This is a genomic window from Thermomonas alba, assembly GCF_022419205.1.
In the GTDB taxonomy this organism is placed as follows: Bacteria; Pseudomonadota; Gammaproteobacteria; order Xanthomonadales; family Xanthomonadaceae; genus Thermomonas; species Thermomonas alba.
The window spans coordinates 325,995-351,740 of record NZ_JAJOZU010000001.1 but is presented as its reverse complement, the minus strand read 5'-3'; the positions used below and the strand labels follow the sequence as shown (position 1 = coordinate 351,740).

28 protein-coding genes and 1 tRNA gene are annotated in these 25,746 nt (G+C 68.0%); 20 read left to right on the top strand and 9 right to left on the bottom strand.

What is annotated here, in order from left to right; translation table 11 throughout:
* Positions 1 to 10: 10 nt before the first annotated feature.
* Positions 11 to 1,345 carry a peptide-methionine (S)-S-oxide reductase MsrA gene (gene msrA, locus ML342_RS01705; RefSeq protein WP_240125174.1) on the bottom strand — a complete coding sequence of 445 codons (1,335 nt, stop codon included), beginning with the start codon at positions 1,343 to 1,345 and terminating at the stop codon, positions 11 to 13.
* 55 nt (positions 1,346 to 1,400) lie between these two features.
* Positions 1,401 to 2,549 (bottom strand): pyridoxal phosphate-dependent aminotransferase, encoded by a 1,149-nt coding sequence (locus ML342_RS01700; protein ID WP_240125173.1) that lies wholly within the window; start codon positions 2,547 to 2,549, stop codon positions 1,401 to 1,403.
* A gap of 103 nt (positions 2,550 to 2,652) precedes the next feature.
* Here ML342_RS01700 and ccmA point away from each other — a divergent pair, with 103 nt between their 5' ends.
* The 12 genes from ccmA (at position 2,653) to ML342_RS01640 (ending at position 12,079) form a co-directional block, all read left to right on the top strand.
* Positions 2,653 to 3,309, top strand: coding sequence for a heme ABC exporter ATP-binding protein CcmA (gene ccmA, locus ML342_RS01695; RefSeq protein ID WP_240125172.1), 657 nt, complete (start codon positions 2,653 to 2,655; stop codon positions 3,307 to 3,309).
* Entirely contained in the window at positions 3,306 to 3,977 is a 672-nt protein-coding gene (ccmB, locus tag ML342_RS01690; protein ID WP_240125171.1) for a heme exporter protein CcmB, read from the top strand. The genes ccmA and ccmB overlap by 4 nt, the downstream gene beginning before the upstream one ends.
* Positions 3,978 to 4,150: 173 nt before the next feature.
* Positions 4,151 to 4,906, top strand: coding sequence for a heme ABC transporter permease (locus ML342_RS01685; protein ID WP_240125170.1), 756 nt, complete (start codon positions 4,151 to 4,153; stop codon positions 4,904 to 4,906).
* Positions 4,903 to 5,079 (top strand): heme exporter protein CcmD, encoded by a 177-nt coding sequence (locus ML342_RS01680; RefSeq protein WP_240125169.1) that lies wholly within the window; start codon positions 4,903 to 4,905, stop codon positions 5,077 to 5,079. The genes ML342_RS01685 and ML342_RS01680 overlap by 4 nt, the downstream gene beginning before the upstream one ends.
* 9 nt (positions 5,080 to 5,088) lie before the next feature.
* Positions 5,089 to 5,577: a cytochrome c maturation protein CcmE gene (ccmE, locus tag ML342_RS01675; protein WP_240125168.1), complete on the top strand. Its 489-nt coding sequence runs from the start codon at positions 5,089 to 5,091 to the stop codon at positions 5,575 to 5,577.
* Positions 5,577 to 7,499 carry a heme lyase CcmF/NrfE family subunit gene (locus ML342_RS01670; protein ID WP_240125167.1) on the top strand — a complete coding sequence of 641 codons (1,923 nt, stop codon included), beginning with the start codon at positions 5,577 to 5,579 and terminating at the stop codon, positions 7,497 to 7,499. Before ccmE ends, ML342_RS01670 begins: the two co-directional genes overlap by 1 nt.
* Positions 7,496 to 8,041, top strand: coding sequence for a DsbE family thiol:disulfide interchange protein (locus ML342_RS01665; protein ID WP_240125166.1), 546 nt, complete (start codon positions 7,496 to 7,498; stop codon positions 8,039 to 8,041). Before ML342_RS01670 ends, ML342_RS01665 begins: the two co-directional genes overlap by 4 nt.
* Positions 8,038 to 8,484 (top strand): cytochrome c-type biogenesis protein, encoded by a 447-nt coding sequence (locus tag ML342_RS01660; RefSeq protein ID WP_275672339.1) that lies wholly within the window; start codon positions 8,038 to 8,040, stop codon positions 8,482 to 8,484. The genes ML342_RS01665 and ML342_RS01660 overlap by 4 nt, the downstream gene beginning before the upstream one ends.
* Positions 8,478 to 9,479: a tetratricopeptide repeat protein gene (locus tag ML342_RS01655; RefSeq protein ID WP_439655128.1), complete on the top strand. Its 1,002-nt coding sequence runs from the start codon at positions 8,478 to 8,480 to the stop codon at positions 9,477 to 9,479. Before ML342_RS01660 ends, ML342_RS01655 begins: the two co-directional genes overlap by 7 nt.
* Positions 9,480 to 9,624: 145 nt before the next feature.
* Positions 9,625 to 10,776, top strand: coding sequence for a homoserine O-acetyltransferase MetX (gene metX, locus ML342_RS01650; RefSeq protein WP_240125164.1), 1,152 nt, complete (start codon positions 9,625 to 9,627; stop codon positions 10,774 to 10,776).
* Between the two features lie 30 nt (positions 10,777 to 10,806).
* Positions 10,807 to 10,893, top strand: a tRNA-Leu gene (locus ML342_RS01645).
* A 328-nt stretch (positions 10,894 to 11,221) separates the two neighbouring features.
* Positions 11,222 to 12,079, top strand: coding sequence for a hypothetical protein (locus ML342_RS01640; protein WP_240125163.1), 858 nt, complete (start codon positions 11,222 to 11,224; stop codon positions 12,077 to 12,079).
* A 9-nt stretch (positions 12,080 to 12,088) separates the two neighbouring features.
* Here the strand turns inward: ML342_RS01640 and ML342_RS01635 are convergent, their stop codons facing one another.
* The 3 genes from ML342_RS01635 to ML342_RS01625 are packed head-to-tail and all read right to left on the bottom strand — an operon-like array spanning position 12,089 to position 16,709.
* Positions 12,089 to 13,213: an MraY family glycosyltransferase gene (locus ML342_RS01635; protein WP_240125162.1), complete on the bottom strand. Its 1,125-nt coding sequence runs from the start codon at positions 13,211 to 13,213 to the stop codon at positions 12,089 to 12,091.
* A 30-nt stretch (positions 13,214 to 13,243) separates the two neighbouring features.
* The gene (locus ML342_RS01630; RefSeq protein ID WP_240125161.1) at positions 13,244 to 14,938 is read right to left on the bottom strand and encodes an ABC transporter ATP-binding protein; all 1,695 of its coding nucleotides are present in this window, start codon (positions 14,936 to 14,938) and stop codon (positions 13,244 to 13,246) included.
* 13 nt (positions 14,939 to 14,951) lie between these two features.
* A complete protein-coding gene (locus ML342_RS01625) occupies positions 14,952 to 16,709 on the bottom strand; it encodes an asparagine synthetase B family protein (protein ID WP_240125160.1) in 1,758 nt (585 codons plus the stop codon).
* Between the two features lie 307 nt (positions 16,710 to 17,016).
* On the opposite strand from ML342_RS01625, the gene ML342_RS01620 reads away from it, so the two are divergent.
* From ML342_RS01620 to ML342_RS01595, 6 genes are read left to right on the top strand one after another with little or no spacing between them, the layout of a single operon-like run.
* On the top strand, positions 17,017 to 17,553 hold the full coding sequence (locus ML342_RS01620; protein ID WP_240125159.1) for a hypothetical protein: 537 nt from the start codon (positions 17,017 to 17,019) through the stop codon (positions 17,551 to 17,553).
* 21 nt (positions 17,554 to 17,574) lie between these two features.
* Entirely contained in the window at positions 17,575 to 18,180 is a 606-nt protein-coding gene (locus ML342_RS01615; RefSeq protein ID WP_240125158.1) for a hypothetical protein, read from the top strand.
* Between the two features lie 22 nt (positions 18,181 to 18,202).
* Positions 18,203 to 18,355 (top strand): lasso RiPP family leader peptide-containing protein, encoded by a 153-nt coding sequence (locus tag ML342_RS01610; RefSeq protein WP_240125157.1) that lies wholly within the window; start codon positions 18,203 to 18,205, stop codon positions 18,353 to 18,355.
* Between the two features lie 23 nt (positions 18,356 to 18,378).
* Positions 18,379 to 18,645 (top strand): PqqD family protein, encoded by a 267-nt coding sequence (locus ML342_RS01605; protein ID WP_240125156.1) that lies wholly within the window; start codon positions 18,379 to 18,381, stop codon positions 18,643 to 18,645.
* Positions 18,642 to 19,121 (top strand): lasso peptide biosynthesis B2 protein, encoded by a 480-nt coding sequence (locus ML342_RS01600; RefSeq protein ID WP_240125155.1) that lies wholly within the window; start codon positions 18,642 to 18,644, stop codon positions 19,119 to 19,121. The genes ML342_RS01605 and ML342_RS01600 overlap by 4 nt, the downstream gene beginning before the upstream one ends.
* Complete coding sequence (locus ML342_RS01595) at positions 19,114 to 19,974, top strand: hypothetical protein (RefSeq protein ID WP_240125154.1); 861 nt, start codon at positions 19,114 to 19,116, stop codon at positions 19,972 to 19,974. The genes ML342_RS01600 and ML342_RS01595 overlap by 8 nt, the downstream gene beginning before the upstream one ends.
* Here ML342_RS01595 and ML342_RS01590 read toward each other — a convergent pair.
* Genes ML342_RS01590 through ML342_RS01575 form a run of 4 tightly spaced genes read right to left on the bottom strand, consistent with a single transcriptional unit; the run spans position 19,962 to position 24,947 of the window.
* The gene (locus ML342_RS01590; RefSeq protein WP_240125153.1) at positions 19,962 to 20,972 is read right to left on the bottom strand and encodes an NAD-dependent epimerase; all 1,011 of its coding nucleotides are present in this window, start codon (positions 20,970 to 20,972) and stop codon (positions 19,962 to 19,964) included. The two genes, ML342_RS01595 and ML342_RS01590, sit on opposite strands and share 13 nt — an antisense overlap.
* Positions 20,969 to 22,132: a nucleotidyltransferase family protein gene (locus tag ML342_RS01585; RefSeq protein WP_240125152.1), complete on the bottom strand. Its 1,164-nt coding sequence runs from the start codon at positions 22,130 to 22,132 to the stop codon at positions 20,969 to 20,971. Before ML342_RS01585 ends, ML342_RS01590 begins: the two co-directional genes overlap by 4 nt.
* Positions 22,129 to 23,352, bottom strand: a complete 1,224-nt coding sequence (locus ML342_RS01580; protein ID WP_240125151.1) for a glycosyltransferase family 4 protein — start codon at positions 23,350 to 23,352, stop codon at positions 22,129 to 22,131. The genes ML342_RS01585 and ML342_RS01580 overlap by 4 nt, the downstream gene beginning before the upstream one ends.
* Before the next feature lie 8 nt (positions 23,353 to 23,360).
* Positions 23,361 to 24,947: a heparinase II/III family protein gene (locus ML342_RS01575; RefSeq protein WP_240125150.1), complete on the bottom strand. Its 1,587-nt coding sequence runs from the start codon at positions 24,945 to 24,947 to the stop codon at positions 23,361 to 23,363.
* Between the two features lie 105 nt (positions 24,948 to 25,052).
* Between ML342_RS01575 and ML342_RS01570 the strand changes: the two genes are divergently transcribed.
* Both ML342_RS01570 and ML342_RS01565 read left to right on the top strand, forming a co-directional pair.
* The gene (locus tag ML342_RS01570; protein WP_240125149.1) at positions 25,053 to 25,304 is read left to right on the top strand and encodes a type II toxin-antitoxin system Phd/YefM family antitoxin; all 252 of its coding nucleotides are present in this window, start codon (positions 25,053 to 25,055) and stop codon (positions 25,302 to 25,304) included.
* Complete coding sequence (locus ML342_RS01565) at positions 25,304 to 25,717, top strand: type II toxin-antitoxin system VapC family toxin (RefSeq protein WP_240125148.1); 414 nt, start codon at positions 25,304 to 25,306, stop codon at positions 25,715 to 25,717. The genes ML342_RS01570 and ML342_RS01565 overlap by 1 nt, the downstream gene beginning before the upstream one ends.
* Positions 25,718 to 25,746 lie beyond the last annotated feature (29 nt).

The following is a 25,746-nucleotide window of genomic DNA, read 5'->3' as shown; positions in this document are numbered from 1 at the left end:
AAATCCGCGCTCAGGCCTTGGGCGGATCCGGCACGAACTTCAGCACGTTGCCGTTGATGCAGTAGCGCTTGCCGGTGGGCGGCGGGCCGTCGTCGAACACGTGCCCGAGGTGGATGCCGGAGCTGCGGCTGCGCACCTCGATGCGGTGCATGCCGTGGCTGTCGTCGGGCCGATACTCCAGCGCGCCCGGCAGCGGCTCGAAGAAGCTCGGCCAGCCGCAGCTGCTGTCGAACTTGGCATCGCTGCGGAACAGCGCCGCCCCGCTCACCGGGTCGTAATAGGTGCCCGGCCGCGATTCATACAGATGCGCGCCGGTGCCCGGGCGCTCGGTGCCGTTTTCGAACGCGATCCGCTGCTGCTCGGGCGTGAGCAGGTAGAACCCCAGCCACTGCCAAAACTTCTTCGGGTCGCCGGCGTAGCCGGTGAAGCGCGCGGTTTCCTTGCCGTGCTCGAACAGGACGATGGTCGGCGTGCCCAGCAGCGGCCCGGCCAGGGTCCAGCCGGTCGGGGCCTTCTGCGCGCGGGTGCGCACGAACGGCACGTCGGCCTTCCAGTCGGACAGCACATCGGCCTCGAACTTCTCGCAGTACGGGCAGTCCTCGGCCTCGTACACCACCAGCTGGCGGTCGGCGTGCAGGGCTGCGCCGTCCGGCGGCGGGGTGGCGCCGGCCACGGCATCCAGTCCGAACTTCACGCCGGTGCCGCCCAGCCCGCAGTAGCCATCCGGGTTCTTGATGAGGTAGTCCTGGTGGTACTCCTCGGCGCGGTTGTAGTGGCGCACCGGCAGGATCTCGGTGGTGATCGGCCCGAACCCGGCGCGGGTGAGGTTCTTCTGGTAGATGTCGCGGCTCTGTTCGGCGACCACCTTCTGCGCCTCGCTGGTGTAATAGATCGCGCTGCGGTAGTTGCTGCCGATGTCGTTGCCCTGCCCGCCGACCTGGGTGGGGTCGTGGTTCTCCCAGAACGCGGCGAGCAGCGTCATTAGGTCGAGCTTGCGCGGGTCATAGCGCACCCGCACCACCTCGGCATGGTTGCGCGCGTGGCTGCGGCCGAGCCGGATCATGCGCTCCTCGCGCAGCACGTCTTCGTAGGTCACCTTCGGCGCATCGCCACCGGCATAGCCCACTTCCACCGCGACCACCCCCGGCACCGCGCGCAGGCGCTTCTCCGCGCCCCAGAAGCAGCCCATGCCGAAATAAATGTCCTGCAGATTGGCCTCGTTCACGGTTGCACCTCCTCGTGCATGTGGCACCGGCTGCGCCTGCAACCCACGCCAGACCCAGATCGCGCCCCCGACGGTCAGCAGCAGGGCCAGCAGCATCGCGATGATCTTTTCGGTCGTCATGGCGCCCTCTGACGTAGGAATGGACAGATCACTGCGGCAGCGCCCCGCGCGGCCGTCACAGCTTGGACAGGCGCTGCATCGCAAGGTTCATGGTGTCGTCGTTCTTGGCGAAGCACAGCCGCAGCAGGCGCTGCCCCGGCGGCGGCGCGGCATAGAACGGCGACAGCGGGATGCCGGTGACGCCGTGCTCCACCGTCAGCCAACGCGCGAACTCCACATCCGGCAAATCGCTCACCGCCGAATAATCCACCAACTGGAAATAGCCGCCCGGGACCGGCAGCGGCTTCAGGCGGGTCGCCTGCAAGTGCTCACGAAAACGGTCGCGCTTGGCCTGATAGAACGCGCCCAGTGTCTCGTAATGGCCCGGCTCGGCTTCGATCATCTCCGCGAATGCATGCTGCGCCGGATTGAAGCTGCAGAACACGTTGTACTGGTGCACCTTGCGAAACTCGGCCGACAGCGCGGGCGGCGCGATGCAGTAGCCGAGCTTCCAGCCGGTGCAGTGGTAGGTCTTGCCGAAGCTGGAAATGACGAATGCGCGCGCGCGCAGCTCCGGATACAGCAACGCGGATTCGTGGCGGGCGCCGTCGAACACGATGTGCTCGTACACCTCGTCGCTGAGCAGCAGGATGTCGGTCCCGCGCAGGAGGTCCTGCAGGGCCTGCATGTCGGCCGCGCTCAGCATCGCGCCCGACGGGTTGTGCGGGCTGTTGACTATCAGCATCCGCGTGCGCGGGGTGATGGCATTGCGCACCGCGTCCCAGTCGGGGGCGAAGGTCGCCGGGTCCAGCGGCACGTGTACGGCCCTGGCGCCGGCCAGGTCGATGGCCGGCTCGTAGCAGTCGTAGCAGGGGTCGAGCACGATCACGTCCTCACCGGCGCGCACCACCGCGTGGATCGCGCTGAAGATCGCCTCGGTGGCGCCGCTGGTGACGGTGATCTCGGCCTCGGCATCGGGGCGCCAGCCGTAGCAGCGCTCGGTCTTGGCCGCGATGGCCTGGCGCAGCGCGGGAACGCCGGTCATCGGCGCGTACTGGTTGTGGCCGGCCTGCATCGCGCGACCCAGCGCGTCCATCAGGCGCGCGGGCACCGGGAAATCGGGGAAGCCCTGGCCGAGATTGACCGCGCTGTGCTCGGCCGCGAGCTGCGACATCACGGTGAAGATGGTGGTGCCGACCTTCGGCAGTTTGGAATCGATGTGCATGGCCATGCCGCGTTGAAGGGGCATTTAGTGTACGCATGGGGCTGCGCCACGGATGCGGCATCCGCCGCCGGCTGCGCGGTGCGATCCCGTAGAATCGCCGGCCATGTCTGCCGATTCCGCCCCTGTCTTGCTCGCTGCCCGCGGCCTGCGCTTCACCCGCGACGAACTGCCGGTGTTCGGGCCGCTCGACTTCGAGCTGAACGCCGGCGAAGCCTTGCTGGTGCAAGGCGACAACGGCGCCGGCAAGACCACGCTGCTGCGGGTGCTGGCCGGGCTGCTGCGCGCAGACGCAGGCACGCTGGCGATTGCCGGGCGTCCGGCGCGGCCACAGGCGCGCGCGCGGCACATGGCCTACCTCGGCCATCTGCCCGGCCTGAAGGCGGATTTGTCGGCGCTGGAGAATCTCGACTATCTGTGCGGGCTGCACGGCCGCCGCCCCGGTCTGGAGTTGGAGCAGGCACTGGCGCTCGTCGGCCTGGCCGGTTTCGAGGATGCTCCGCTGCGCACGCTCTCGGCAGGCCAGAAGAAACGCCTGGGGCTGGCGCGGCTATGGCTGTCGCCGGCGCCACTGTGGCTGCTGGACGAGCCCTACGCCAACCTCGACCTGGACGGTATCCGGCTGGTCAATCGCATGGTCCAGGCCCATCTGCACGCCGGTGGCGCTGCGCTGATCACCACCCACGGCGCCTATGCCGCGCCTCCGGTACGCACCCGGCTGCTGGAGCTGCCCCCTCCGGCACGCGCAGAGGCGACGGCATGATCTGGCGGGCGACGCGCGCGCTCGTTCGGCGTGATCTTGCCCTGCTGTGGGCACGCCGCGGCGATGCCCTGCAACCGGCGCTGTTCGCGCTGCTGACGGTGGTGCTGTTCGCGCTCGGGCTCGGCGGCGAGGCGCGCGCGCTGGCGCCGGTGGCCTCCGCGGTGCTGTGGCTGGCGGTGCTGCTGGCCGGGCTGCTGGCGCTGGACGGCCTGTTCCGCGGCGATGCCGAAGACGGCTCGCTGGAGCAGTGGATGCTGGCGCCGGTGCCGCTGTGGTGGCTGGTGCTGGTACGCACCCTGATGCATTGGGCCACCACCGCGCTGCCGGTGATCGTGGCGGTACCGCTGCTGGGCGAACTGCTGCACCTGCCGCACGCGCAGCTGCCGGTGCTGCTGGCTTCGCTGCTGCTGGGCACGCCGACCCTGAGCCTGCTGGGCGCGGTGGTCGCAGCACTGACCGTCGGGATGCGTCGCGCCGGCGTTCTGGTCGCGCTGTTGGCGCTACCGCTGTATGTGCCAGTGCTGGTCTTCGGTGCCGGCGCGGTGGCGGCACACGCGCAGGGGCTGGATGCGGTCGGGGCGCTGCTGCTGCTCGCGGCCGGGCTGGTGCTGGCGCTCTTGCTCGCGCCGCCGACGGCCGCCGCCGCACTGCGCATCGGCCATGCCTGATTTCGCTCGCTTGAGGCAGATCAAACCACCCCGCTTGCCGCTGCGGGATAGTGCGCGCCTGCCGCTGAGGCCGGCATGACCGGAAACCCGTCCGAGCATGTGGCCCAGGACAGGCTGGTATCCTTGCGCGGGCCTCGCCCCTCAATGTCCGCCGGAACTCGTCCACCTCCCTGATGCATCCGCTGATCCGCTGGTTCCACCAACTCGGCTCGCCTCCGACCTTCGACCGCTTTGCCGCGCGCTGGTCGCCCTGGGGCTATGGACTCGGGATCGTGACGATGCTGTATGGCGCTTATGGCGCGCTGTGGCAAGTGCCTGCCGATTATCAGCAGGGCGATGCCTTCCGCATCTTCTACATCCATGTCCCTGCGGCCTGGATGAGCATGGCGGTATTCGCGCTGATGGCGGTGTATGCGGCGATCGGCTTGATCTGGCGGATCAAGCTGTGCGAGATCCTGGCGATGGCCTGCGCGCCCGCCGGGGCCGGCTTCACCGCGGTGACCCTGGCCACCGGCTCGATCTGGGGCAAGCCGATGTGGGGGACCTGGTGGGACTGGGACCCGCGCCTGACCACCGAGCTGATCCTGCTGTTCCTGTACCTGGGCGTGATCGGCCTGTACGCGGCGATCGACGACCGCCGCAACGCCGCGCGCGCCGCTGGCCTGCTGGCCATCGTCGGCGTCGCCCTGCTGCCGGTGATCCGCTGGTCGGTGGTGTGGTGGAACTCGCTGCACCAGGGCCAGACCATCCGCCTGTTCGGCCCTTCCAGCATGGATGCGAGCATGCTGCCGCCGCTGGTGTGGATGCTGGTCGGAACCAAGCTGTGGTTCCTCGGCTCGCTGCTGGCGCGCGCGCGCGCCGACAATCTGCGTCGCGAAGCCGGCAAGGACTGGGTGGCCAAACTCGCCGCTACGGGACGCGCCGAATGAGCTACCGCGACTACGTCATCGCCGCCTATACGGTATTCGCCGTGTTCCTGCTGTGGGACTTCATCGTCCCGCGCCTGCAGCTGCGCCGCGCGTTGCGCACGATCCTCCGCTCGCGCCGTGCGCGGCAAGCGGTCGCCCACGCGACAGCCGATGCTCCCCTCCAGCGCGACTGACCCGATTCCATGCACCCCACTCGCAAACGCCGCCTGCTGCTGATTTTTGCCGTGCTGGCCGCCGCCGCTCTGGCCACCACGCTGATCGCGCTCGCCCTGCAGCGCAATGTCGCCTATCTGTATACCCCGCACGAGGTGCTCGACGGCAGCGCCGGCGAAAACGTGCGCAATGGCCAGGCGAAGTTCCGGCTGGGCGGGATGGTGGCCGCCGGCTCGTTCAAACGTGCTCCTGGCTCGCTGGAAGCGCATTTCGAGGTGGATGACGGCGATGCCCGCCTGCCGGTGGTCTATACCGGCATCCTGCCCGACCTGTTCCGCGAGAAGCAGTCGGTGATCGCCACTGGGCGCATGCATGGCAACGTGTTCGTGGCCGAGCAGGTGCTGGCCAAGCACGATGAGACCTACATGCCCAAGGAAGTGGCCGACAAAATGGCGGCTGCGCACCGCAAGCACCAGGTGCCATCCGCGTCGACGCTGCCCGCCGAGGGCTCGCGCTGATGCTGCCGGAGCTGGGGCAAGTCGCGCTGATCCTCGCGCTGCTGGTGGCGGCGCTGCAGGCGCTGCTGCCGCTGCTCGGCGCCTGGCGCGGTGAGCCGGCGCTGATGGCGGTGGCGCGGCCGGCCGCCTACATGCAGCTGCTGCTGGTGGGGCTGGCGTTCGTGCTGCTCACCCACGCCTTTCTCACTGCCGATTTTTCGGTGCGCTACGTGGCTGAAAACGCCAACTCCCTGCTGCCGACGGTGTATCGCTACACCGCGGTGTGGGGCGCGCATGAAGGCTCGCTGCTGCTGTGGGCGCTGGTGCTGGCGCTGTGGACCGCCGCGCTGGCGCGCTTTTCCAGCCGTCTGCCGCTTGCGGTGGTCGCGCGCGTGCTGGGCGTGCTGGGGATCGTGGCGACCGGTTTCCTGGCGTTCCTGATCTTCACCAGCAACCCGTTCATGCGGCTGCTGCCGGCGCCCAGCGACGGGCGCGACCTCAACCCGCTGCTGCAGGACCCGGGGCTGATCATGCACCCGCCGCTGCTGTATGCCGGCTACGTCGGCTTTTCGGTGCCGTTCGCGTTCGCCATCGCGGCGCTGCTGGAAGGCCGCATCGACGCGCAGTGGCTGCGCTGGGCGCGCCCCTGGACGAATGTCGCCTGGGCCTTCCTGACCCTCGGCATCGCCCTCGGCAGCTGGTGGGCCTATTACGAACTGGGCTGGGGCGGCTGGTGGTTCTGGGATCCGGTGGAGAATGCCAGCTTCATGCCGTGGCTGGTCGGCGCGGCGCTGCTGCATTCGCAGGCGGTGACCGAAAAGCGCGGCAGCTTCGGCGGCTGGACCCTGCTGCTGGCGATCGCCGCATTCTCGCTGTCGCTGCTGGGTACCTTCCTGGTGCGCTCCGGCGTGCTGACCAGCGTGCACGCATTCGCGGCCGACCCCGGGCGCGGTCTGTTCGTGCTGGTCTTCCTCGGCCTCGTGGTCGGCGGCTCGCTGCTGCTGTATGCCCTGCGCGCGCCCGAGGCCGCCGGCAAGCCGTTCAGCGCCGGCTCGCGCGAAACCCTGCTGCTGATCAACAACCTGCTGCTGGCCAGCGCCTGCGCGATGGTGCTGCTGGGCACCCTGTACCCGCTGCTGGCCGATGCGCTGGAGCTGGGCAAGATCTCGGTCGGGCCGCCCTACTTCGCCACCCTGTTCACCCTGCTGATGGCGCCGCTGGTGGCGCTGCTCCCGCTGGGCCCGCTGACCCGCTGGCAGCGCGAGGACATGGCCACCCCGCTGCGGCTGCTGGCGCCGTGGGCGGTGCTGGCGCTGGTGCTTGGCGCGATCGCGTTCGTGCTTGCCCCGCAGGGGCGCTGGAAGACCGCCGCCGGGCTGCTCGGCGCGGCCTGGGTGGCGGCCGGCACGCTGCGCTTCGTGTGGACGCGGCTGCGCGCCAGCGGGCGGCTGACCCTGGAAATGTGGGGCATGAGCCTGGCCCATTTCGGCATCGCGGTATTCCTGATCGGCGCGCTGCTGGTCGAAGGACTGGGCCGCCAGCACGAGCTGGCGATGAAACCAGGCGAGCGCGTGACCCTGGGCCGCTATGCGTTCCGCTTCGAGGGCACCCGCGCGCTGCAGGGGCCGAACTACACCTCCGATTACGCCACCGTGCAGGTGGACGAAGACGGCCGCCCGCTCGCCACGCTGCATCCGGAAAAACGCCGCTACCTGGCCGGCGGCCAGGTGATGACCGAGACGGCGATCGCCCCCGGCGCCTTGGCCGACGTGTACGTCGCGCTCGGTGAGCCACTGGGCGATCAAGCCTGGGCCGTGCGCCTGTACGTCAAACCGTTCGTGCGCTGGATCTGGGCCGGTGCGCTGCTGATGGCGCTGGGAGGCGCCGTGACCGCGCTGGATCGCCGCTTCCACCGCACCCCGAAGGAGGCAAACACCGCATGAAAGCCTCGCGCTGGCTGCCGCTGGCCATCTTCGCGCTGCTCGCCGCGCTGCTCGCCGCCGGAGTGTGGCTGAGCCGCAAGCCCGACCGCGACGCCCTGCCCTCGCCGCTGATCGGCAAGCCGGCACCCGATTTCGCGCTGCCGGTGCTGCACGATCCTGCCTATGTGGTGAAGCTCTCCGACCTGCGCGGCCAGCCGTTCCTGCTCAACGTGTGGGGCAGCTGGTGCGTGGAATGCCGGGTCGAGCACCCGGTGCTGACCCGGTTCGCCGAGAGCAAGCGCGTGCGCGTGGTCGGCTACAACTGGAAGGACGAACGCAGCGACGCGCTGCGCTGGCTGGAGCAGTTCGGCAACCCGTACATGGTCGTGCTGTCCGACGTCGAAGGCCGCACCGCGCTGGACTGGGGCGTGTACGGCGCGCCGGAAACCTTCCTGGTCGATGGCAAGGGCATCGTGCGCTGGAAGCACGTCGGGCCGCTGACCGACGCCATCATCACCCAGGAACTGCTGCCGCTGCTGGCGAAGATCGAGGCCGGGCGATGATCCGCTACCTGCTCGCCGCCCTGCTCTGGCTGACCGCGCTGCCCGCCTTCGCCCAAGCAGGCCAGCAGGCCGACGCCGCGCCGCTGCAGTTCCGCGATGCCACCGAGGAGGCGCGCTTCCACGCGCTCACCGTGCAGCTGCGCTGCGTGATGTGCCAGAACCAGTCGCTGGCCGATTCGAACGCGCTGATCGCCCTGCAGCTGCGGCGCGAGGTGCTGGACCTGATGCGCCAGGGCAAGAGCGACGCGGCGATCAAGGACTACCTGGTGCAGCGCTACGGTGAGTTCGTGCTGTATCAGCCACCGCTGCAGGGCCGCACCCTGCTGCTGTGGCTCGGTCCGATCCTGGTGCTGCTGGCCGGCGCGGCGGTAGTGGTCGCGCTGGTGCGCCGCCGCCGGCACGAGGTGCCGACGGCCGATGGCGACGACGGGCAGGAATGGTGATGGCCGCGTTCCTTGTCCTCTCGCTGATTCTGGGCGTGCTGGTGCTGGCCACCCTGCTGCGGCCGCTATGGCCGCAGGCGCGCGGGGTGGCACTGGGCATCGGTCTGGTGACGCTGACATCCGCCGCCCTGCTCTATCGCCTGCTGGGCACGCCGCACGCGCTGGATGCGGCTGCGCGACAGCCTCCGCGCACTCTGCAAGAGGCGGTGGCGCAGCTGCAGACGGTGCTGGCGCGAGATCCACGGCAAGTGGAAGGCTGGGCCCTGCTCGGGCAGGCCTACCTGCGGCTGGGCGATCCAGGCAAGGCACGAGATGCCCTCGCCAGGGCGGTGGCGTTGGCGCCGAATGATGCCGATCTTCTCACCGAGGCGGCGCAGACGCGGGCGCTGGCAGACCAGGCACATGCCTTCGATGCGCAGGCCATCGCCCTGCTCGAATCGGCGCTGCGCGCCAATCCCGCGCACCAGCGCGCGCGCTGGTTCCTCGGCGTGGCGCAGCGCCAGCGCGGCGAAAACGCGCAGGCCGCCGCCACCTGGCAGCCGCTGCTAGCGCAGGTCGACGCCGCCACGGCGTCCAGCCTGCGCAAGGAAATCAATGCCGCCCGCGCGCAGGCCGGCCTGGCGCCACTGGCAGAACCTGCCGCACCGGCACCGCTGCTGTCCGTGAAGGTCTCCCTGGATCCCGCGCTGGCCGCGCGGGGACAGCTGCCGCCGAATGCCGCAGTCTTCGTGATCGCCCGCCAAATCGGCGGCCCGCCGATGCCGGTAGCGGTGCAGAAGCATCCGGCCAGCGCGCTGCCGCTGGAAGTCCAGCTCAGCGATGCCGACAGCCCGATGCCCACCCTCAGGCTGTCGCAGCTGCGCGAGGTGGAACTGGTGGCGCGGCTATCGGCCAGCGGCCAGGCCATGCGCCAGGACGACGATCCCGAATCGGCGCCGGTGCGGGTGACGCTGCCGGCCCGTCAGCCCATCGCGCTGGTGATCGGGCCGCGCTGAGAGCCCGCACTGACGCGCAGGCTCCGCGTTTGGATGCAAGCCGCTGCCTGCGGATCGTTCATGCCGAAATGCCGATTCGGTATGTCGATATGGCCGCCGCTGGGGGATGATGGGACACCGGCTCCCGCTCTCCGCCCCTCTTCTCATGGCCGAGTTCATCCCTCCCGGCACCCGCTGGTTCGCGCTGCCATCGCCGTTCCCGATGAAGCGTGGCGGCATGCTGCATGGCGCGCGCCTGGCCTATGAAACCTGGGGCCAGTTGGACGCGGCGGGCGGCAACGCCATCCTCCTCCTCACCGGCATGTCGCCGGACGCGCACGCCGCCAGCCATGCCGACAACCCGGCGCCCGGCTGGTGGGAGTGGATGATCGGCCCGGGCAAGCCGATCGATACCCGTCGCTGGTTCGTGATCTGCGTGAACGCGCTCGGCAGCTGCAAGGGCAGCACCGGCCCAGCCTCGCCGGATCCGGCCACCGGCACGCCCTACCGGCTCGACTTTCCGGCCTTGTCGATCGAAGACATCGCCGATGCCGCAGCCGCGCTGGTGCGCGGGCTGGGCATCGCGCAACTGGCCTGCGTGATCGGCAACTCGATGGGCGGCATGAGCGCGCTCGCGCTGCTGGCGCGCCATCCCGGCATCGCCCGCAGCCACGTGAACATTTGCGGCGCGGCGCGCGCGCTGCCATTCTCGATCGCGATCCGCTCGCTGCAGCGGGAGGCGATCCGGCTCGACCCGGAGTGGCGCGACGGCGACTACGAGGCCGCCGGCACCTACCCGGAAAACGGCATGCGCATGGCGCGCAAGCTGGGCGTCATCACCTACCGCTCGGCGCTGGAATGGGATGGCCGCTTCGGCCGCGTGCGGCTGGACGCGGAGCGCCGGGACGATGATCCGTTCGGGCTGGAGTTCGAAGTCGAGCGCTATCTGGAAGGGCACGCGCGCCGTTTCGTGCATACGTTCGATCCCAATAGCTACCTGTACCTGAGCCGCTCGATGGACTGGTTCGACCTCGGCGAAGCCCACGGCGGCGACCCACAGGCGGCGCTCGCCGCGATCAGCGGCGTGCGGCAAGCGTTGGTGATCGGGGTCAGGACCGACATCCTGTTCCCGATCCAGCAGCAGGAGGAAATCGCCGCCGGGCTGCGTCAGGCCGGTTGCCAGACGCGCTTTCTGGCGATGCCCTCGCCGCAGGGCCACGATGCGTTCCTGGTAGACCAGGCGCGCTTCGCCCCCGCCATGGCCGGCTTTCTCGATGCGCTCGCGCAAGCCGAGCTGGACGCAGGCCAGGTGGCCTAGACCCGCGACTCGGCTATACTGCGCATCCGCGCCGGAGTGGCGGAATCGGTAGACGCAGCGGACTCAAAATCCGCCGCCCTCAAAAGCGTGTGGGTTCGAGTCCCACCTCCGGCACCAGCCGCGAAGGCTCTCGCAGGGCCAGCCGGCAGACGCTTTGTCTGAAAGCATCTGGCCATCAGCGCTTGCGAGCGCCGCGCGTACGCCGGCGCAGCGCGGCCAGCACCCCGAGCGCAGCCAGCCAAAGATGGCGCGGCGTCGGCCGAAACCCGAGCAGCGGAAAAGGATGCGGATGCGATCGTCGGCGGTCCTGCATGCTGCGCCCCATCGAACGGCCCTGGTGCCGGGCGCGATCCCGGCACACTCACACTACCCTGTCGCCCACCCTCTTGCCAGTGATCGCCCGGCGTTGGATGCTGCAAACCTGAGCCGATCAGGAGCCTGCCGCATGGCCCGCAAGACATCGTCCGCCTGGGCGCCGTTCCCCTTCGATGCCACGCCCTACGCCTATCCCGGAGATGCGCTGAAGAAAGCCTGGCCCAAGCTGCATGCCGGCGACACCGAGCCCTACCCCGATGTCAAACGCGCCGCGGCGCTCCTGAAAGCGGCGGGCAAAGCCGCCCCGAAGCTCGAGGCCGAGGCGCTGGCAAGCGCATTGCAAGAAGCCTGGCGCGCCTTCCATCGCGGCGACTTCCAGACCGCATTCAGCGCGGGCGAAGCGCTGGGGCCGGTCGGTGCTTCGGTAGCGGTGAAGGCGATCGGCATCCACGCCACCTACCTGGTGGAGGACGACGACGAAAAGCTCCGCCGCTTCCAGCGCGCCGCCGAACTGGCGGAAGCGGCGGTGCAGGCGCTACCGGAAGAAGCCAACAGCCACTATCGGCTGGCGTTCGCGCTCGGCCGCTACAGCCAGGGCCTGTCGATCGCCAAGGCGCTCAAAATGGGCATCGCCGGAAAGGTGCGCACGGCGCTGGACACCGCGCTGGAGCTGGCCCCCAAGCATGCCGAGGCGCATACCGCGCTGGCGGTGTACCACGCCGAGATCGTCAGCAAGATCGGCACGATGCTGGCCGGCCTGACCTACGGCGCCAAGGCCGCGGAAGCCGAAAAGCACATCGCCACCGCGCTGAAGCTGACCCCGGCCTCGCCGATCACACACGTCGAGCATGGCAACATCCTGCTGTTGCTGGACGAGCGGCGCAATGAAGACGCTGCCGCCGCGGCCTATGAGAAGGCCGCCAAGTGCAAGCCACTGGACGCGATGGAAGCGCTGGACGCGGCCTGGGCCGCCGACCAGTTGGAGTGACCGGGCCGGCTACTCCACTTCCGGCAGCGGCAGCGAGGCCTGGCGCTGCGGGCAGGCAGCCGGCGCACGCCGCAGACGGCGGAAGAAAGCCACCGCGCGCTCGCGGCGCACCGTGAGCGCATACCATCCCACGCACAGCAGCGCGAAGGCCAGCAGCAGCAGCGGCGGCGGCACCTGCATGCGCTTGAGCCAGGCCGCGGTGAACCCAAGCAGCAGGCTGACCCAGGCCAGATGCACCGCAGCGCGGGTCGGGCCAAAACCGGCATCCTGCATGATGTGATGAATATGGTCGCGGCCGGCCGAGAACGGCGAGCGGCCTTCCTGCAGGCGACGCACGATCAGCACCAGGCAGTCCATCACCGGAATCGGCAGCATCCACAGCGCCAGCACCGGGATTACCGGATGCTTGGGCTCCTGGGTGAGGCGGAAACTGATCCAGGCGATCACCAGCCCCAGCATCGCGCTACCGGCATTACCCAGGAACACCTTGGCGCGTGGCCGCCATGGCAGGCGCATGTTCCACAGCAGAAAGCCAGCCAGCGCGCCGACCAGCACCGATAGCCGCGCGGCCAGCAGATCATTGCCAGAATAGATCGCCGCCGCCGTCAGCATCGCCAGCGCCGCCAGCCCGAGCAGGCCGCACAGGCCGTCGGCACCGTCGATCATGTTCATCGCATTGATCACGCCGAGGGTGGCGAAGACGGTGAACGGCACCGACAGCCAGCCCAGCGCGGTCGGGCTCATGCCAAACACCGGGCCGATGTATTCCACCCGCACTCCGCCCCAGTAGATGATCAGCAGCGCGGCCAAGGTCTGTCCGAGGATCCGCCAGTACCAGCGCAGGTCGTACAGGTCATCCAGCACGCCGAGCACGATCAGCAGGGCGGAAGCCGCCAGGAAGGAATGGGCGGCCGGGCTGCTGGCGCCGGTCCAGAAAAACATCACCAGCACCGCGAGGAAAATCGCGATGCCGCCGGTGATCGGGGTCGGCACCGCGTGGTCCTTGCGCCCGGCCGGATGGTCCAGCAGGTTCCACCGGCGCGCCAGCGGCTGCAACGCCCACAGCAGGCCGGCGGTGAGGAGGAACGCCGCCAGCATCCAGATCACATCGAACCCCTGGAACTTCGAGAGCATCGGTCTGCCTTCCCTGCAGGTCACCCCAGTCTAAACGCTGCTAGCAGAATCGGGATGACGATCACCGATTTTTTCCAGCGCCTCCCAGCGCCCGTGCGCGAGCCGGATGACCCGATCCGCCAGCGCCAGGCTGGCCGGACGGTGGGTGATCAGCAGCACGGTGCGTTCGCGCAGGACTTCACGGCATTCGGCGATGAATTCGGCCTCCCCCGCAGGATCGAACATTGCGGTCGCCTCATCCAGAATCAGAATCGGCGGGTCCTTGAGCAGCGCCCGCGCCAGGGCGATGCGCTGCCTCTGCCCGCCCGACAGGCGCACACCCTGGTCGCCAATCACGGTGTCATAGCCCTGCGGCAGGGCCTGGATGAAGTCGTGCGCGCGGGCTGCGCGCGCGGCCCGCTCGATCGCCGCCTGGTCTGCATCCACGCGCCCATAGGCGATGTTGTCGCGAATCGAGGCATGCCATAGCAAGACCTGCTGCGATACCAGCCCAATCCCACCGCGCAGCGCGCTCAGACGAAAACGGGCCAGTGGTATCCCGCCGATGCAAATCTGGCCACGCTGGGGCTCATGCAGGCGCAGCAGCAGGTGCGCCAACGTGCTCTTGCCTGCTCCATTGGGCCCGGTGATGGCCAGCGTCTCCCCGGCCCGGATGCGCAAGGAGAAATCGCTGAATAGCGGCGGGCGCCCCGGATAAGCGAAGTCGACACGATCGAACACGAGATCGCCGCCAGCAGGAACGGCATCGACATCGCCCGCGTCCGCCTCGGGTGCCGTTTGCATCACGTCCAGCAGACGCTGCGCGGCGCCGCGGGCCGTCTGCGCCTGCCCGTAGACGCTGGCCAGCTGGCTCAGCGGATTCACCAACACCATCCCATACAAAAACACGCTGACCAGCCCACCGACCTGCAATCGGCCCGCCACGACCTGCTGCCCAGCCACCCCCAACAGCGCCAGCACCAATCCGGCCCCCACGATCTGCGTCAGCGGCAGGATCGCGCCCTGCCAGCGCACCTGGCGCAGCTGCGCTGCCGCCAGCCGGTACGCTCCCTCGCGATACCGGCGCTCCTCCAGCGCTTCGGTGGCAAAAGCCTTGAGCACCGGTAAAAGCTCCAGATTCTGCTCGGCCAAGCCGGATAGCGCGGCCCACGCCTGTACGGTGGCCTGCCCCAGCGGGCGCAAACGACGGCCGGCGAGCTTGAGCAGCAACACGATCAACGGCAGCATCAGCGCGACCGCCCAGGCGATGAGGGGTGCCAGATGCCACATCACCAGCCAGGCGCCCACCAACGTCACCAGCAGCGGCAACAGCGGCAGCAGGGTGCCGGTGAGGAAATCCCCGATCCGGTGGATGTCCCCGGTCAGCAGCGCCAACACCTCGCCGCGCCGACGGGCGTGATGCCAGCTCAGCGGCAAGGCCTGCAAATGGGCATACACGCGACTGCCCGCCTCGGCCACCAATCGGCCGTTGACTTTCTGTAGCTGCATCGCCGTGACATAACCCAGGACGGCCTGGGCAGCGAATGCAATGAATAGCCCCCACAGCAGCAAGCCGACGCCCTGCGCGCGCAGCAAGCGCGCCACCACCTGCCCGCCCAGCCACGGCTGCACCAGGGTCGCGATGCTCTGCACCAGCATCAGCAGCAGCGCCAGCCCCAAGGATGGAGCATACGGACGCAGCCACGCCGCATAGGCACGCCACGTATGCGCAAGCCCCGTCCTCATGCTCAATGCGCCCTCAATGCGCCCAAGCCACTTTGTCCGCATTGTGCTGCAGCCAGTGCTCCAGCAGCACCAGCACGCGCAGTTGCCAGACGCCGTCCAGGTGGCCCGCCTGCCAGCGCCGAGCCATGTGCAGAAAGCGCGGGCGATCCACCCAGGATGCAACCGCCGGGCCACTGCCGCGCTCGAAACTCCGCACCATGCCCTCCAGCACCGGCTGCAGCATGAGGCGGTCGAAGTGCGAGCCGAGATGCAGCTTATCGCCGCGCCAAACCACCTCGGCCGGCAGCAGCGGCGCGACCGCACGCCGCATGATCCATTTCAGATGTCCCTCGCGCAGGCGAAACTCCAGCGGCAGCCAGGCCGCGAACTCGATCAGGGCCCGATCCAGCAGCGGGCAGCGCATTTCGATCCCGGCATGCCGCATGCGCTGCTGGAAGCGGGCGATGCCCTCTTGCGTGATCAGCCCCATGAAGCTCTCGGTAGGCACGCCAGAAGCCGGCGGACGCGGCCGGCGTAGCGACGCCAGATAGTCGCGCATGCGCGCACGCAGCTCGAAGCGCGCGATGGTCTGCTGATTCAGACAGGCCGCGTGTAGGCGGGGCGCCACTTCCAGGTGCGCGCGCAGATCGCGGATACGCTCGCGCAGCCACCAGGGCAGACGGCTGCTCACGCGCAGGCGCCGCACTTCCGCTTCCATCCAAGGCTCGATCGAGAGCGCATCCTGCAGCCGGGCATTACGCAGGGCCTCGCCGCGCCCGGCACGCACCTGACGCTCCAGCAGATCCTCGTAGAAAAACAGCAGGTCGCCATCCAGGCCGTTCATCATCACCTGGACGCCGGCAGTCGCCGCCTGCCGCTCGAACAGGGGCAGAAATCCGTTGCGCCCGTAGATGAAGCGCGGCAGTAGCGCGGTGGCCGCGCGCGCCTGCGCGATCGATGCCTGCGGATCGGCCAGATCGACCACTTGCGCGGGCACCCCAGTGAATGCCAGCGTGGCTTCGATGGCGCGGGTCTCGGGGCAATCCGGCCGCCCATGATCCACCAGGGAAAAGGCGCGCACGCGCGCGGATGCGTGCCGCTGCGCCAAGGCCAGCACCGCGGCCGAATCGAGACCGCCGCTGAACTGGACGCCGGCCTGCACGCCATCCGCCAACCGCTTGCGCACCGCCTCGGCCAGATGCCAGCGCACCCCTTCCGTCCAGCCGTCGAGGTCGTCCGCCGCCAGTCCGGGATTGCGCTGGCCGGGCCGCCACCAGCGCCGCACCTGCAGACGCCCCGGCCCGGCGGTGAGCATGTGCGCGGCCGGCAGCCGGTCCACTCCGGCGATCTCAGGCTCACGATGCGCCAGCTGCTCGGCGCCGAACAGCGGCTCCAGCAGGCGGTGCTCCGGAATCCGCGCATCCAGCCCGCACCATTCGGCCACCGCCTCGGGCGTGGAGCCGAACACGATCCCGCGCGCCGGATCGAAGCGGTAGAACAGCGAGCGCATGCCGACCGGATCGACCGCCGCGAACACCTGGCGCCGGTGCCCGTCGCACACCAGCAGCGCGAAGTCGCCATCCAGATGCTCCAACAGGCCCTCGCCCCAGCGCTGCCAGGCACGCAGCAGCAGCGACAGCGGCGCACGCGCCTCGTCCGCGGGCGCCTCCAGCGCGCGGCACAGGCGATCGGCGTCATACAGCGCGGCATCCGCCACCAGCAGCAGGCCAGTCGCGGGATCCTGCCGCCAGCCCAGCCCATCCCCGGCGACCGGCGCTCCCCAGCGACGCACCGCGAGCGCACCCTCCGGTGAGCGCCAGCCGTCATCTCCAGTAAAGCTCGGCCCACCCCCCGCGGCGGTCTGGCCACCGTCCAGCCGAAACTCCCCCACCACCCCGCGCATCCGCACCTCGTCCCTGGCCTGCCGCCGCTCCGCTGTCACAAAGTTCCGCTTGACGAGCGAGCTTATCAGGATCTAAATAGGGTTGGGTTGATCGGTCACCGATGCGCCGCCCATGCGCCTGCCAGGGCGACAACGTTGGTGTTCTTACGGACTGCCGACCCCCACACATGCCAATCCACCGGGAGGGAATACCCATATGTGCACCAGCAACCTCGTCACCAAGACCGCCCTGTATGGCGCGCTGGCCCTGGCCTGCGGCCTGCTTTACTCGACCCCGGCCGCGGCAGCTACCCGCTCCTTCTACCAGAACGCGGGCGCGACCTGTCACGGCGTGGATGCCGTCAGCGACAGCAAGCTGACGCGCACCGAGAACCGGCTGATCAACAAGACCAACTCCTCGGTGGATGTGGTGTGCAACCTGCCGGCCGATGCATATGCCATTCTTGGTGCAAACAATGGCGCAGTGAGCTATGTCGCCATCTGGGCGCGACGCTACGCCGGCACCGGTCGCACCATTTCCTGCACCTTGAACGAAGGTTTCTACGGAGAAAGCGGCGCAAGCGTCTACGCTCCCAATGCAGGCAACCCGATCAGCCTGCCGAACTCAGGGGCGCAGGCGATCGCCGAGTGGACACCTTCCGGGACGAACAAGTTTCTGGCGCCGGTGAACATCTATTGCACCCTACCGGCCTATACCGAGCTGAACGACTGGTTCGTCAAGTACGACATCTGATCCGCGTCACGACGACACCCCATGACTGCGCCGTCCTCCCGCTGGCTTGCCGCCGCCGTCGGCCTTGCTTGCCTGCTTTCAGCAGGTAATGCGGTGCTTTACTGGCGGCTTTCCAGCAGGATGGCTGCCTTGCAGCCTGCCGCTGCGCCCGCCGGGGCGGCGGCAGCCGACGTCACCGACGCATCTTCGTTCGCGGATTTGTCCTCCCCGGCTCACTCGGCGCCGACCAGCAGCCGTTTGCCAGACTCAGCGGCTGCTGCCTTCGATCCCGTCCAGTTCAAGGCCCGCAGATCCGCGGACGATCCGGCCCGTCTGGTCGCCGAGCAAGACCGCCTGCTGACACAGGAACCCGCCCTGCCCAGCGTGGAACAGGGCCACCAGCAGGCCATCCGCGAGGCTTTGCAGAAGATACCGGCCGATTTGGGCCAGCCGGTCGGCCTGCAAACCACTTGTCGGGGCCGCCGCTGCCTGGTCAGCGGTGGCTTCGCGGATGATCTCCAGGCCACCCGCTGGGCGCAGCACCTGTTGCTGGCGGGCGGACCTGGGCTGCCACGCGCTGCCCGCATCATCACGGTGCCGGTGGATGGCGGCAACGGTGCAGTCGCCTTACAGTTGTATCTGCATTAACGCTACTCAAGGAGGAACTCCCATGAATCGTTGCGATGACCGTTCCCAGACGCGTGAACGCCAGCCGTATGAAGCCCCAGCACTGATCGAGTTTGGCTCGATCGCCGAACTCACCCAGGCCGGCGGTGTCAGCCAGGTCGAAGGCGCGACCCCGATCCCGAACAAGAAGCCCTGATCTGCGTGGGGAACATGATTGACATGTCCCGGAGCGTACGCCGCTCCGGGCATGTGCTGTGCCAGGACGACGGCGACGAGGCCGTGCTGCTCGACCTTGCCGGCGAGCGCTATTTCGGGCTGAATCGGGTTGGCGCCCGTATCTGGCAGCTGATGGAGCAGCCTACCCCACTGCGGGCGCTGCACGCGGCGCTGTGCGTGGAGTTTGACGCTCCAGCCGAGCGCATCGAACGCGATCTGCTGGCGTTGATGGCACGCCTGCAAGATGCCGGCCTGATCGAACTGGAATGAACCCGTCGCGCGCCCTGGCGCGCTGGCGGGCATTGGCGCCGCGCGAACGCATCCTGCTTCCGCTGCTGATGCTCGCCCTGCCGGTCGTTTCGCTGCTGCTAAAGCGCCTTGGATACCGTCGCACGCGTTCGCTGCTCGAACGGTTCTGTAGCAACACGCCCATTGCCCCAGCGCCTAACATCACCCGGGCGGAGCTGGCGCGCGCGCAACGTCTGGCGAGGCTGATCGCCATTGCCGGTCGCCGCGGGCCCATCAAAACGACCTGCCTGCGCCAGGCCCTCCTGCTGCACGTCCTCCTGCGCCGGCGCGGCCTTCCCAGCCAGTTGCTGCTGGGCGTGCGGCGCATCTCGGACAGCCCACCTGAAATGCATGCCTGGGTCGAGTTGAACGGCCTATCGCTCGATCCCTCTTCGGCTCCAGCCAAACCTTTCACGGCAGTTCCCCTGCCGCCCCGGACGCCTTGCGATGATGCGTGATTACCTAAAACTTCCGGCCAGGCCGCAGGCCGAAGATCACACGTCCCCGCTGCACTGCTGGACGCTGCCGAACGGAGGCATCTGGTGCCTGATCCATCGCATGCCCGACGGCTATCGCATGCGATTCCCCAAGCTGGCCGATTTCCACGTCACGCACGCAGGCCAGATCACGGCCATCCCAGTGCCCGGCACTGACGCGCCCACCCTGGAGCATCTGTTCGCCAACCAGGTACTCCCAGCTGCCCTCAGCCTGCAACACCGGCCAGTCTTCCATGCCAGCGCGCTTTCGATCGATGGCGCAGCCGTGGGGTTTCTCGGCCAAAGCGGGCGCGGCAAATCTACGCTGGCGACCTATCTTGCAAGCCGCGGGCATCCCCTGCTCACCGATGACGGGCTGGAACTTCGCGAGGCAGACGGCAACATCCTGGCGATGCCCAATCGCCCCTCGGTTCGTCTGTGGCAAGACAGCCGGACGGCCCTGCTGCCGACCGATATCGCGCCCATGCCCGCGGTCAGCTACACCCACAAGCAGCGCTTCGATGTTCGCAGCCTGTTGCCGCTGGCCACTTCGGCTGCCCCTTTGCGCGCGGCGTTCTTTTTGGGCGATGGCAGTGCCAGGGAGCCCACCATCACGCATCTGACGCCATCCCAGGCACATCTAGCCTGGATTCGCCACGCCTTCATGCTGGACGTGCACGACAAGCAGACGCTCGCCAGACAGTTTCGACTGGTGGCGCGACTGGCGGCGGCAGGCTTGAGCTATCAGCTGGACTATCCCCGCGAATACGGCGCGCTCGCGCAGGTCGAATCGATCCTGCTGGCGATGCTGTCGCCCGACGCTCACGTGCCGTAGTACTCCCGGTACCAGCGCACGAAACGGGCCACGCCCTCCTCCACCGAAACCTGCGGCCGATAGCCCGTGGCGGCCACCAGGTCGGAGACATCCGCCTCTGTATCCGGCACATCACCCGCCTGCAACGGCAGCAGTTCCATCTGCGCCTTGCGCCCCAGGTTCTGTTCCAACAATTCGATGAAATGCAGCAGCTCGATCGGCTGCTCGTGTCCGATGTTGTAAAGCCGATACGGTGCCACCCCGCTGGTGGCCGGGTCCGGGTGGGCTCCCGACCAGGCCGGATCCTGGCCCGGCACCCGATCCAGCGTGCGCACCACGCCCTCCACGATATCGTCCACATAGGTGAAGCTGCGCTTGTGGCGCCCGTGGTTGAACACCCGGATCGGCTTACCCTCGCTGATCGCCCGAGCAAACAGAATCGGAGCCATGTCCGGCCGGCCCCACGGGCCATACACGGTGAAAAAGCGCAGCCCGGTGCAGGGAATCCCATACAGATGGGCGTAGCTGTGCGCCATCATCTCGTTGGCTTTCTTGCTGGCTGCGTACAGCGTCAGCGGATGCTCGGTGGAGGCATGCTCGGAAAACGGCATCGCGGTGTTGGCGCCGTACACCGAGCTGGTGGAGGCATAGACCAGATGCTCCACATCGTGATGGCGACACCCCTCCAGCACATGCAGGAAGCCGACCACGTTGCTCTGCACGTACACGTGCGGGTTCTGCGCGGCATAACGCACGCCCGCCTGCGCGGCCAGGTGCACCACGCGCTGCGGCTTGTGTGCTGCGAACACTTGCTCAATGGCCGCACGGTCTGCCAGATCCGCGGTGATATGGGTGTACCCCGGCACATCCATCAGCCGCGCCAGCCGCGCCTGCTTGAGGCTGACGTCGTAGTAGTCGTTGAGGTTGTCGAGGCCAATGACCTGATCGCCGCGCGCCAGCAGGCGCTGGGCGACGTGGGAACCGATGAAACCGGCGGTGCCGGTGACCAGAATACTCATTCGATCACTCCATCCGACGCCCCAGGGCGCCCCGTATGCTCATTTTTGTGTAATCGACGAATCCCATAAGCCAGACGACGAAGCAGCAAAAGCAGCCAATGCCCCTCTCCGTAGCGGTTGCGCCGCCCGAGAAGTCGGCTGCGTGTCGGAAACAGGCGTTCCCACACCCAACACAAACGCGCTCCCCATCCTGGCACAGCCAAGAAATTTCGCCATTGCATGTAGCGCCAGTCGGCCAGACGTGTCCAGTCCAGCGCCTCGCTCGCAGCGAAACGGCGCAAGTCCTCAAGCACATCCGCAGGGAACCGGGTATCGAACAAGGCGGATGTCTCATCGAATACCCGCAAGCAGCCCCCTGCGATCCGGCTTGCGCGCGCTTGTCCGACAAGCTCCACCCAATGCCCCGCCTCCAGACGCTCCGCCAGCAGATGCACATCGAGCAGCAGCTTCAACCGCTGCGGTTCGCCGGTCTGGATGTCGAGCACCCGATTCAGGCAGGCATGCAACAGGGCATGCGCGGGCGATAGCCCGCGGATGCCATCAGGCAGCCCGGGCAGCGGCCGCGACTGCGACCATAGCAGATCAAACGACAGCGCCTCCGCAAACAGAGGCGCATTGAGCAGGCGGCGATGAAGATCCAGCTCGCAGCGGTTATGGCCTGCGACTTTCATCTGGCATTTGCGTTCGAAGAAGAAGCGCCCCGGATCCGGCTCTGCCGTATACCCCAGTGGCGCCAGCAACTCCACGACGCGCTCGATCTCGGCACGCGAAGTCAGCAACAAATCGATGTCGCGCGTCACCCGCAGATAGGGCTGCGGATACAGCCACAAGCCGAGCGCATTGCCCTTGAGCAACAGAGCACGCACGCCTGCATCCGCTAGCGCAGCGGCAACCCGAGCCAATTCATGCCGGCGGTACAGATCCAGTCCGATGGCGCGTCGCACCTCCTCCTGCAGTTCGCGCGTGAACTCCTGCGGTAGTTCCGGCCATTGCGGCGATGCGCGCAGGGCCGCCTCCAGCAGGGGCAGCACGCCCTCGCGCCGCGCCAGCGCCAGACCCTCGGCACCCGCCAGCATTTGTGGCAAGGGCGCGCCCAGCAGGGTCTGCGCCAACGCTCGCCGCGCATGCTGAATTGGTCGTCCGGGGTCTTGTGCGGTCATCGCGCGGCCACCCGCTCCAACACGGCGAGCATGCGCTGCGCGAGCGTCTCGCGCGAGAACTGCGGAGCAGCCGCACGCGCCTGCCGACGCAGACGCGCCATCTCTGCCGACGCATCCGCCAGGCGTGCGATCTCCGCGGCCATTGCCTGCGGATTCTCGGGCGGTACGCACACCCCGCTACCGGTGGCACGCACGATGCTGGTGGCCTCGCCTTCCGGCAGGCTCATCAGGATCGGCACGCCCATGCCCATCGCCTCGAAAATCTTCGACGGAATCACCGTAGTGAACACCGGGGTGTCGCGTAGCGGCACGATGGCCAGATCGCACAGGCTCCATAGCGCCGGCATCGCTTCTTTCGGTTGGCGCGGAATCAGCCGCACGTTATGCAGCCTCCGTGCGGCGACGATCTGCTCCACATGCGCGCGCTCGGCGCCAGATCCGGCGAAAAAGAATGCAATGTCATCCCGGCCTCGCAGCAGTTCAGCTGCCTCCAGCACTTTCGGAAGCGCATGCGCCATGCCGTGCGTGCCGATGTAGCCGGCCACGAATCTTCCCTCGAGATCGAACTGCCGCGCTAAAATGCCATCGCGCTCCCGCGGTTCGTAGCGATCGAGGTCTACGCCATTGATGACCACCTCGACTTTGCATGCCGGAACACCGCGGGCGATCAAATCGGCGCGGAAAGCTTCCGTCACCGAAACGACTGCTGCCGCGCGCCGGTACAGAAACAGCTCCAGATGCTCCAGCAGGCGGATGAGCAGGCTCTTACGCATGGCTCCCACCGCCACGATCGAAGCCGGCCACAAATCGCGCAGTTCGAACACGAACGGCCGCCACTTCAGGACGCTGACCATCCAGCCGGCCAGCGCGCAGAAGAACTGCGGCGAGGTCGCCACCACCACGTCCGGCCGGCGCTCGAACAGGCTCATGAAAGTGGCCATCAGCATGAAGCTGAGGTAATCCAGCGTGCGCTTGAGAAAGCCTTCGTTTGCCGTGATGTAGGTCTTGACCCGCACCACCCGGATGCCGTCCATCCACTCCACTTGTCGCCAGGCATTGCGATAGCCCGCAAAGAGTTTTCCCTCCGGAAAGTTCGGCGCGCACGTGATGACCGTGACTTCATGGCCTGCGCGCACCCAGCGCGTGGCGTGCTCGTAGAGTCGGGTCGCCGGGGCATTGCCCTCGGGCGGGAAGTTGTCGGACAGAAACAGGATACGCACGGGCGAGTTCAATCCCAGTAGAAGGTCACCGCGCAGCGGGGTTGCAGGAAGCGGATCACCAGCTTGCAGGTGGGCTGCGCCTCCCCGAAACGCGGGCACCAGACGGCGTTTTCCATTCTCGCTTCGCCGCCCTCCACCTGCCAGCGCAGCGTGTCATGCTCACCCGGCGCGAACAGGAAGTGGGCCTCGGCCTCGCGGTAATGGCCTTCCAGCACGTCCTCGACCACCAGTGCCTGCGCGGAAAGCCGCCAGCGACGGCGGTGGCGCACCCGCCCTGGCAGGCGCAGAAAACCGTCGTGCCAGGCCGAGAGGGACAACACTCCTTCCTGCTGTCTGGCGTTGACCTCATGCACGCGCGCGCGCCGCGCCACCCGGAACGCCGACCAGACCTCCGAGGAATCCTGCCCGTCCACCACCACCGTGTTGTGCGCCGCGGTACCGCGCTGGCGCTGGCGTTCGGCGTTGTTCTCGTAGGTGGAGGTGCCGCCATTCACCAGCACACGGCGACCGTGCAGCGACAACTCGAAGCTCAGCGTATCAGCGTGCGCATGCCCCGGCAGATAATCCGGCCCGACCGGCGCCACGTCCGCCAGCAGCAGCGCTGGGCCCGTCTGCAGGCGGGCATAGCCCGAGGCCTCCAGCAACCGCAGGCCCGGGGCGGGAAATGGCGGAACGCTCATGCCCAGCGCCTGCGCATATGCCCGCAAGGCGGGTAAAGGCGCGGCGATACCGAAAGCTGCGTCATTGAAGAACGCAACGTCTCCATCCGGATGCGCCATCGCCGTGGCCCAGTCGAGCATAGGCCGCACCGTGTCCTGCCAGCGTTCTGCCTCCGTGCCCAGCGCGTCGAACGATTGCGCCAGCTGCACAAGATCCAGCAGGTCTTCGGTGAGGATCGCGTGGTACATCGGGCTGCGCTCGAAATGCCCGCCGTCGGCCAGCACCTGTTCGCGCAGCTCGCGCCGCAGCAGCTGCAGCCCCTTGCGCAGCCACGCCCGCGCCTCGCTGCCATCGAAGCACGCACCTGCGAACACCAGCGCCTTCGCATTCGCCCACAGGTGGTTGCCCAGCAGGTGATGCTCCAGCCGGCGCCCTAGCCAGCGCACCTGCACGGCCAGGCTATCGAGCATGCCGGGCACCGGCGCGTGGCCGGCCAGCAGCCATTTCAGCCAGTTCACGATGCGCAGGGAGGTGGGATACGGCTCCCAGCCGTTGCCCTGCCCCGGCGGGTTCTCCGCGATCCAGCGCGCGATCAGCGCACGGTGCCAGTCCGTGCGCGCCGCCGCGTCGTCCGCGACCAGATCATCGAAATAGTGCGCGTTGTACAGCCACAGCTTGGGCCAGTCGGCGCGGTTCCAGTCGGCCACGGTCGCGATCCGGCGCTCGACCGACAGGAAGCGGAAGACCTCCGGCCCCACCAGCGACGGCACGCGCGCGCACGCCTGCCAGCGTCTAGCCGGCAAGACCAGCGCAGGCGCCGGGCGCAGGTCGGGCGCCGGCCGATACAGGCGGTGCCAGGCACGGCCATACCATTGCACTGGCCGCAGCCAGCGCAGGGTGTGCCAGTAACGAGTGAGAACGTCTCTTCCGGCCATGCCGGCTCCGCTGCCTTAATCCGGCACATCATATCCAACGCATAGGCATTGCCTATACTGTCCAGCCTATTTATATTCTGGCTAGCCATTTTTTTGAGGATTCGCATGCCCAGCTTCCCTATTGCCGAAGCCAAGAACCGGTTCTCCGAACTGGTCGCACGCGCCGAAGCCGGGGAGGACATCGCCGTCACCCGGCACGGCAAGCCCGTGGCGCGGTTGGTGCCAGCCCGCGCCCGTATCGGCAGCAAGTCCCGGCAAGCGCAGACGCAACAGGTATTCCAGCGCCTGGCCCAACTCCGGCGCGGCACGACCCTGGATGGCGATCTCAAGGCGATCGCCCGGCAAGGCCTGGACTGATGCCGTTCGTACTGGACAACTCGGTGGTCTGCGGCTGGCTGCTGGACTCGCAATCCAATCCCTACACCGAAGCCGTGGCGCAACTGCTGCTAAACGACCATGCGCATGCGCCGCCCTTGCTTCACCTGGAGTACGCCAACGTCATGCGTACCGCCTGCAAACGCGGAGTGATGATCGCGCAACAGGCCCAGGCCGCCATCCAGCAATTGGCACTGCTGCCGATCCAGACCGACAAGGTCCCGCCGCAACCAGCGCAACTACTCGCGCTGGCGCTGCGCTACGACCTCAGCGCATACGACGCCGCCTATCTGGAACTGGCGCTGCGCCTGCAACTCCCCATCGCTACCGTGGACACCGCGCTGGCCGATGCCGCCCGTGCCGCCGGCGTTGGCGTGGTCATGGCGGAGGCTTGATCGACCCCGCACCGAACTGCACGGATCGG

Coding starts and splice junctions, on each gene's coding strand:
- msrA (WP_240125174.1), bottom strand. CDS start 1,345: ATGACGACCGAAAAGATCATCGCGATGCTGCTGGCCCTGCTGCTGACC.
- ML342_RS01700 (WP_240125173.1), bottom strand. CDS start 2,549: ATGCACATCGATTCCAAACTGCCGAAGGTCGGCACCACCATCTTCACC.
- ccmA (WP_240125172.1), top strand. CDS start 2,653: ATGTCTGCCGATTCCGCCCCTGTCTTGCTCGCTGCCCGCGGCCTGCGC.
- ccmB (WP_240125171.1), top strand. CDS start 3,306: ATGATCTGGCGGGCGACGCGCGCGCTCGTTCGGCGTGATCTTGCCCTG.
- ML342_RS01685 (WP_240125170.1), top strand. CDS start 4,151: ATGCATCCGCTGATCCGCTGGTTCCACCAACTCGGCTCGCCTCCGACC.
- ML342_RS01680 (WP_240125169.1), top strand. CDS start 4,903: ATGAGCTACCGCGACTACGTCATCGCCGCCTATACGGTATTCGCCGTG.
- ccmE (WP_240125168.1), top strand. CDS start 5,089: ATGCACCCCACTCGCAAACGCCGCCTGCTGCTGATTTTTGCCGTGCTG.
- ML342_RS01670 (WP_240125167.1), top strand. CDS start 5,577: ATGCTGCCGGAGCTGGGGCAAGTCGCGCTGATCCTCGCGCTGCTGGTG.
- ML342_RS01665 (WP_240125166.1), top strand. CDS start 7,496: ATGAAAGCCTCGCGCTGGCTGCCGCTGGCCATCTTCGCGCTGCTCGCC.
- ML342_RS01660 (WP_275672339.1), top strand. CDS start 8,038: ATGATCCGCTACCTGCTCGCCGCCCTGCTCTGGCTGACCGCGCTGCCC.
- ML342_RS01655 (WP_439655128.1), top strand. CDS start 8,478: ATGGTGATGGCCGCGTTCCTTGTCCTCTCGCTGATTCTGGGCGTGCTG.
- metX (WP_240125164.1), top strand. CDS start 9,625: ATGGCCGAGTTCATCCCTCCCGGCACCCGCTGGTTCGCGCTGCCATCG.
- ML342_RS01640 (WP_240125163.1), top strand. CDS start 11,222: ATGGCCCGCAAGACATCGTCCGCCTGGGCGCCGTTCCCCTTCGATGCC.
- ML342_RS01635 (WP_240125162.1), bottom strand. CDS start 13,213: ATGCTCTCGAAGTTCCAGGGGTTCGATGTGATCTGGATGCTGGCGGCG.
- ML342_RS01630 (WP_240125161.1), bottom strand. CDS start 14,938: ATGAGGACGGGGCTTGCGCATACGTGGCGTGCCTATGCGGCGTGGCTG.
- ML342_RS01620 (WP_240125159.1), top strand. CDS start 17,017: ATGTGCACCAGCAACCTCGTCACCAAGACCGCCCTGTATGGCGCGCTG.
- ML342_RS01615 (WP_240125158.1), top strand. CDS start 17,575: ATGACTGCGCCGTCCTCCCGCTGGCTTGCCGCCGCCGTCGGCCTTGCT.
- ML342_RS01610 (WP_240125157.1), top strand. CDS start 18,203: ATGAATCGTTGCGATGACCGTTCCCAGACGCGTGAACGCCAGCCGTAT.
- ML342_RS01605 (WP_240125156.1), top strand. CDS start 18,379: ATGTCCCGGAGCGTACGCCGCTCCGGGCATGTGCTGTGCCAGGACGAC.
- ML342_RS01600 (WP_240125155.1), top strand. CDS start 18,642: ATGAACCCGTCGCGCGCCCTGGCGCGCTGGCGGGCATTGGCGCCGCGC.
- ML342_RS01595 (WP_240125154.1), top strand. CDS start 19,114: ATGCGTGATTACCTAAAACTTCCGGCCAGGCCGCAGGCCGAAGATCAC.
- ML342_RS01590 (WP_240125153.1), bottom strand. CDS start 20,972: ATGAGTATTCTGGTCACCGGCACCGCCGGTTTCATCGGTTCCCACGTC.
- ML342_RS01585 (WP_240125152.1), bottom strand. CDS start 22,132: ATGACCGCACAAGACCCCGGACGACCAATTCAGCATGCGCGGCGAGCG.
- ML342_RS01575 (WP_240125150.1), bottom strand. CDS start 24,947: ATGGCCGGAAGAGACGTTCTCACTCGTTACTGGCACACCCTGCGCTGG.
- ML342_RS01570 (WP_240125149.1), top strand. CDS start 25,053: ATGCCCAGCTTCCCTATTGCCGAAGCCAAGAACCGGTTCTCCGAACTG.
- ML342_RS01565 (WP_240125148.1), top strand. CDS start 25,304: ATGCCGTTCGTACTGGACAACTCGGTGGTCTGCGGCTGGCTGCTGGAC.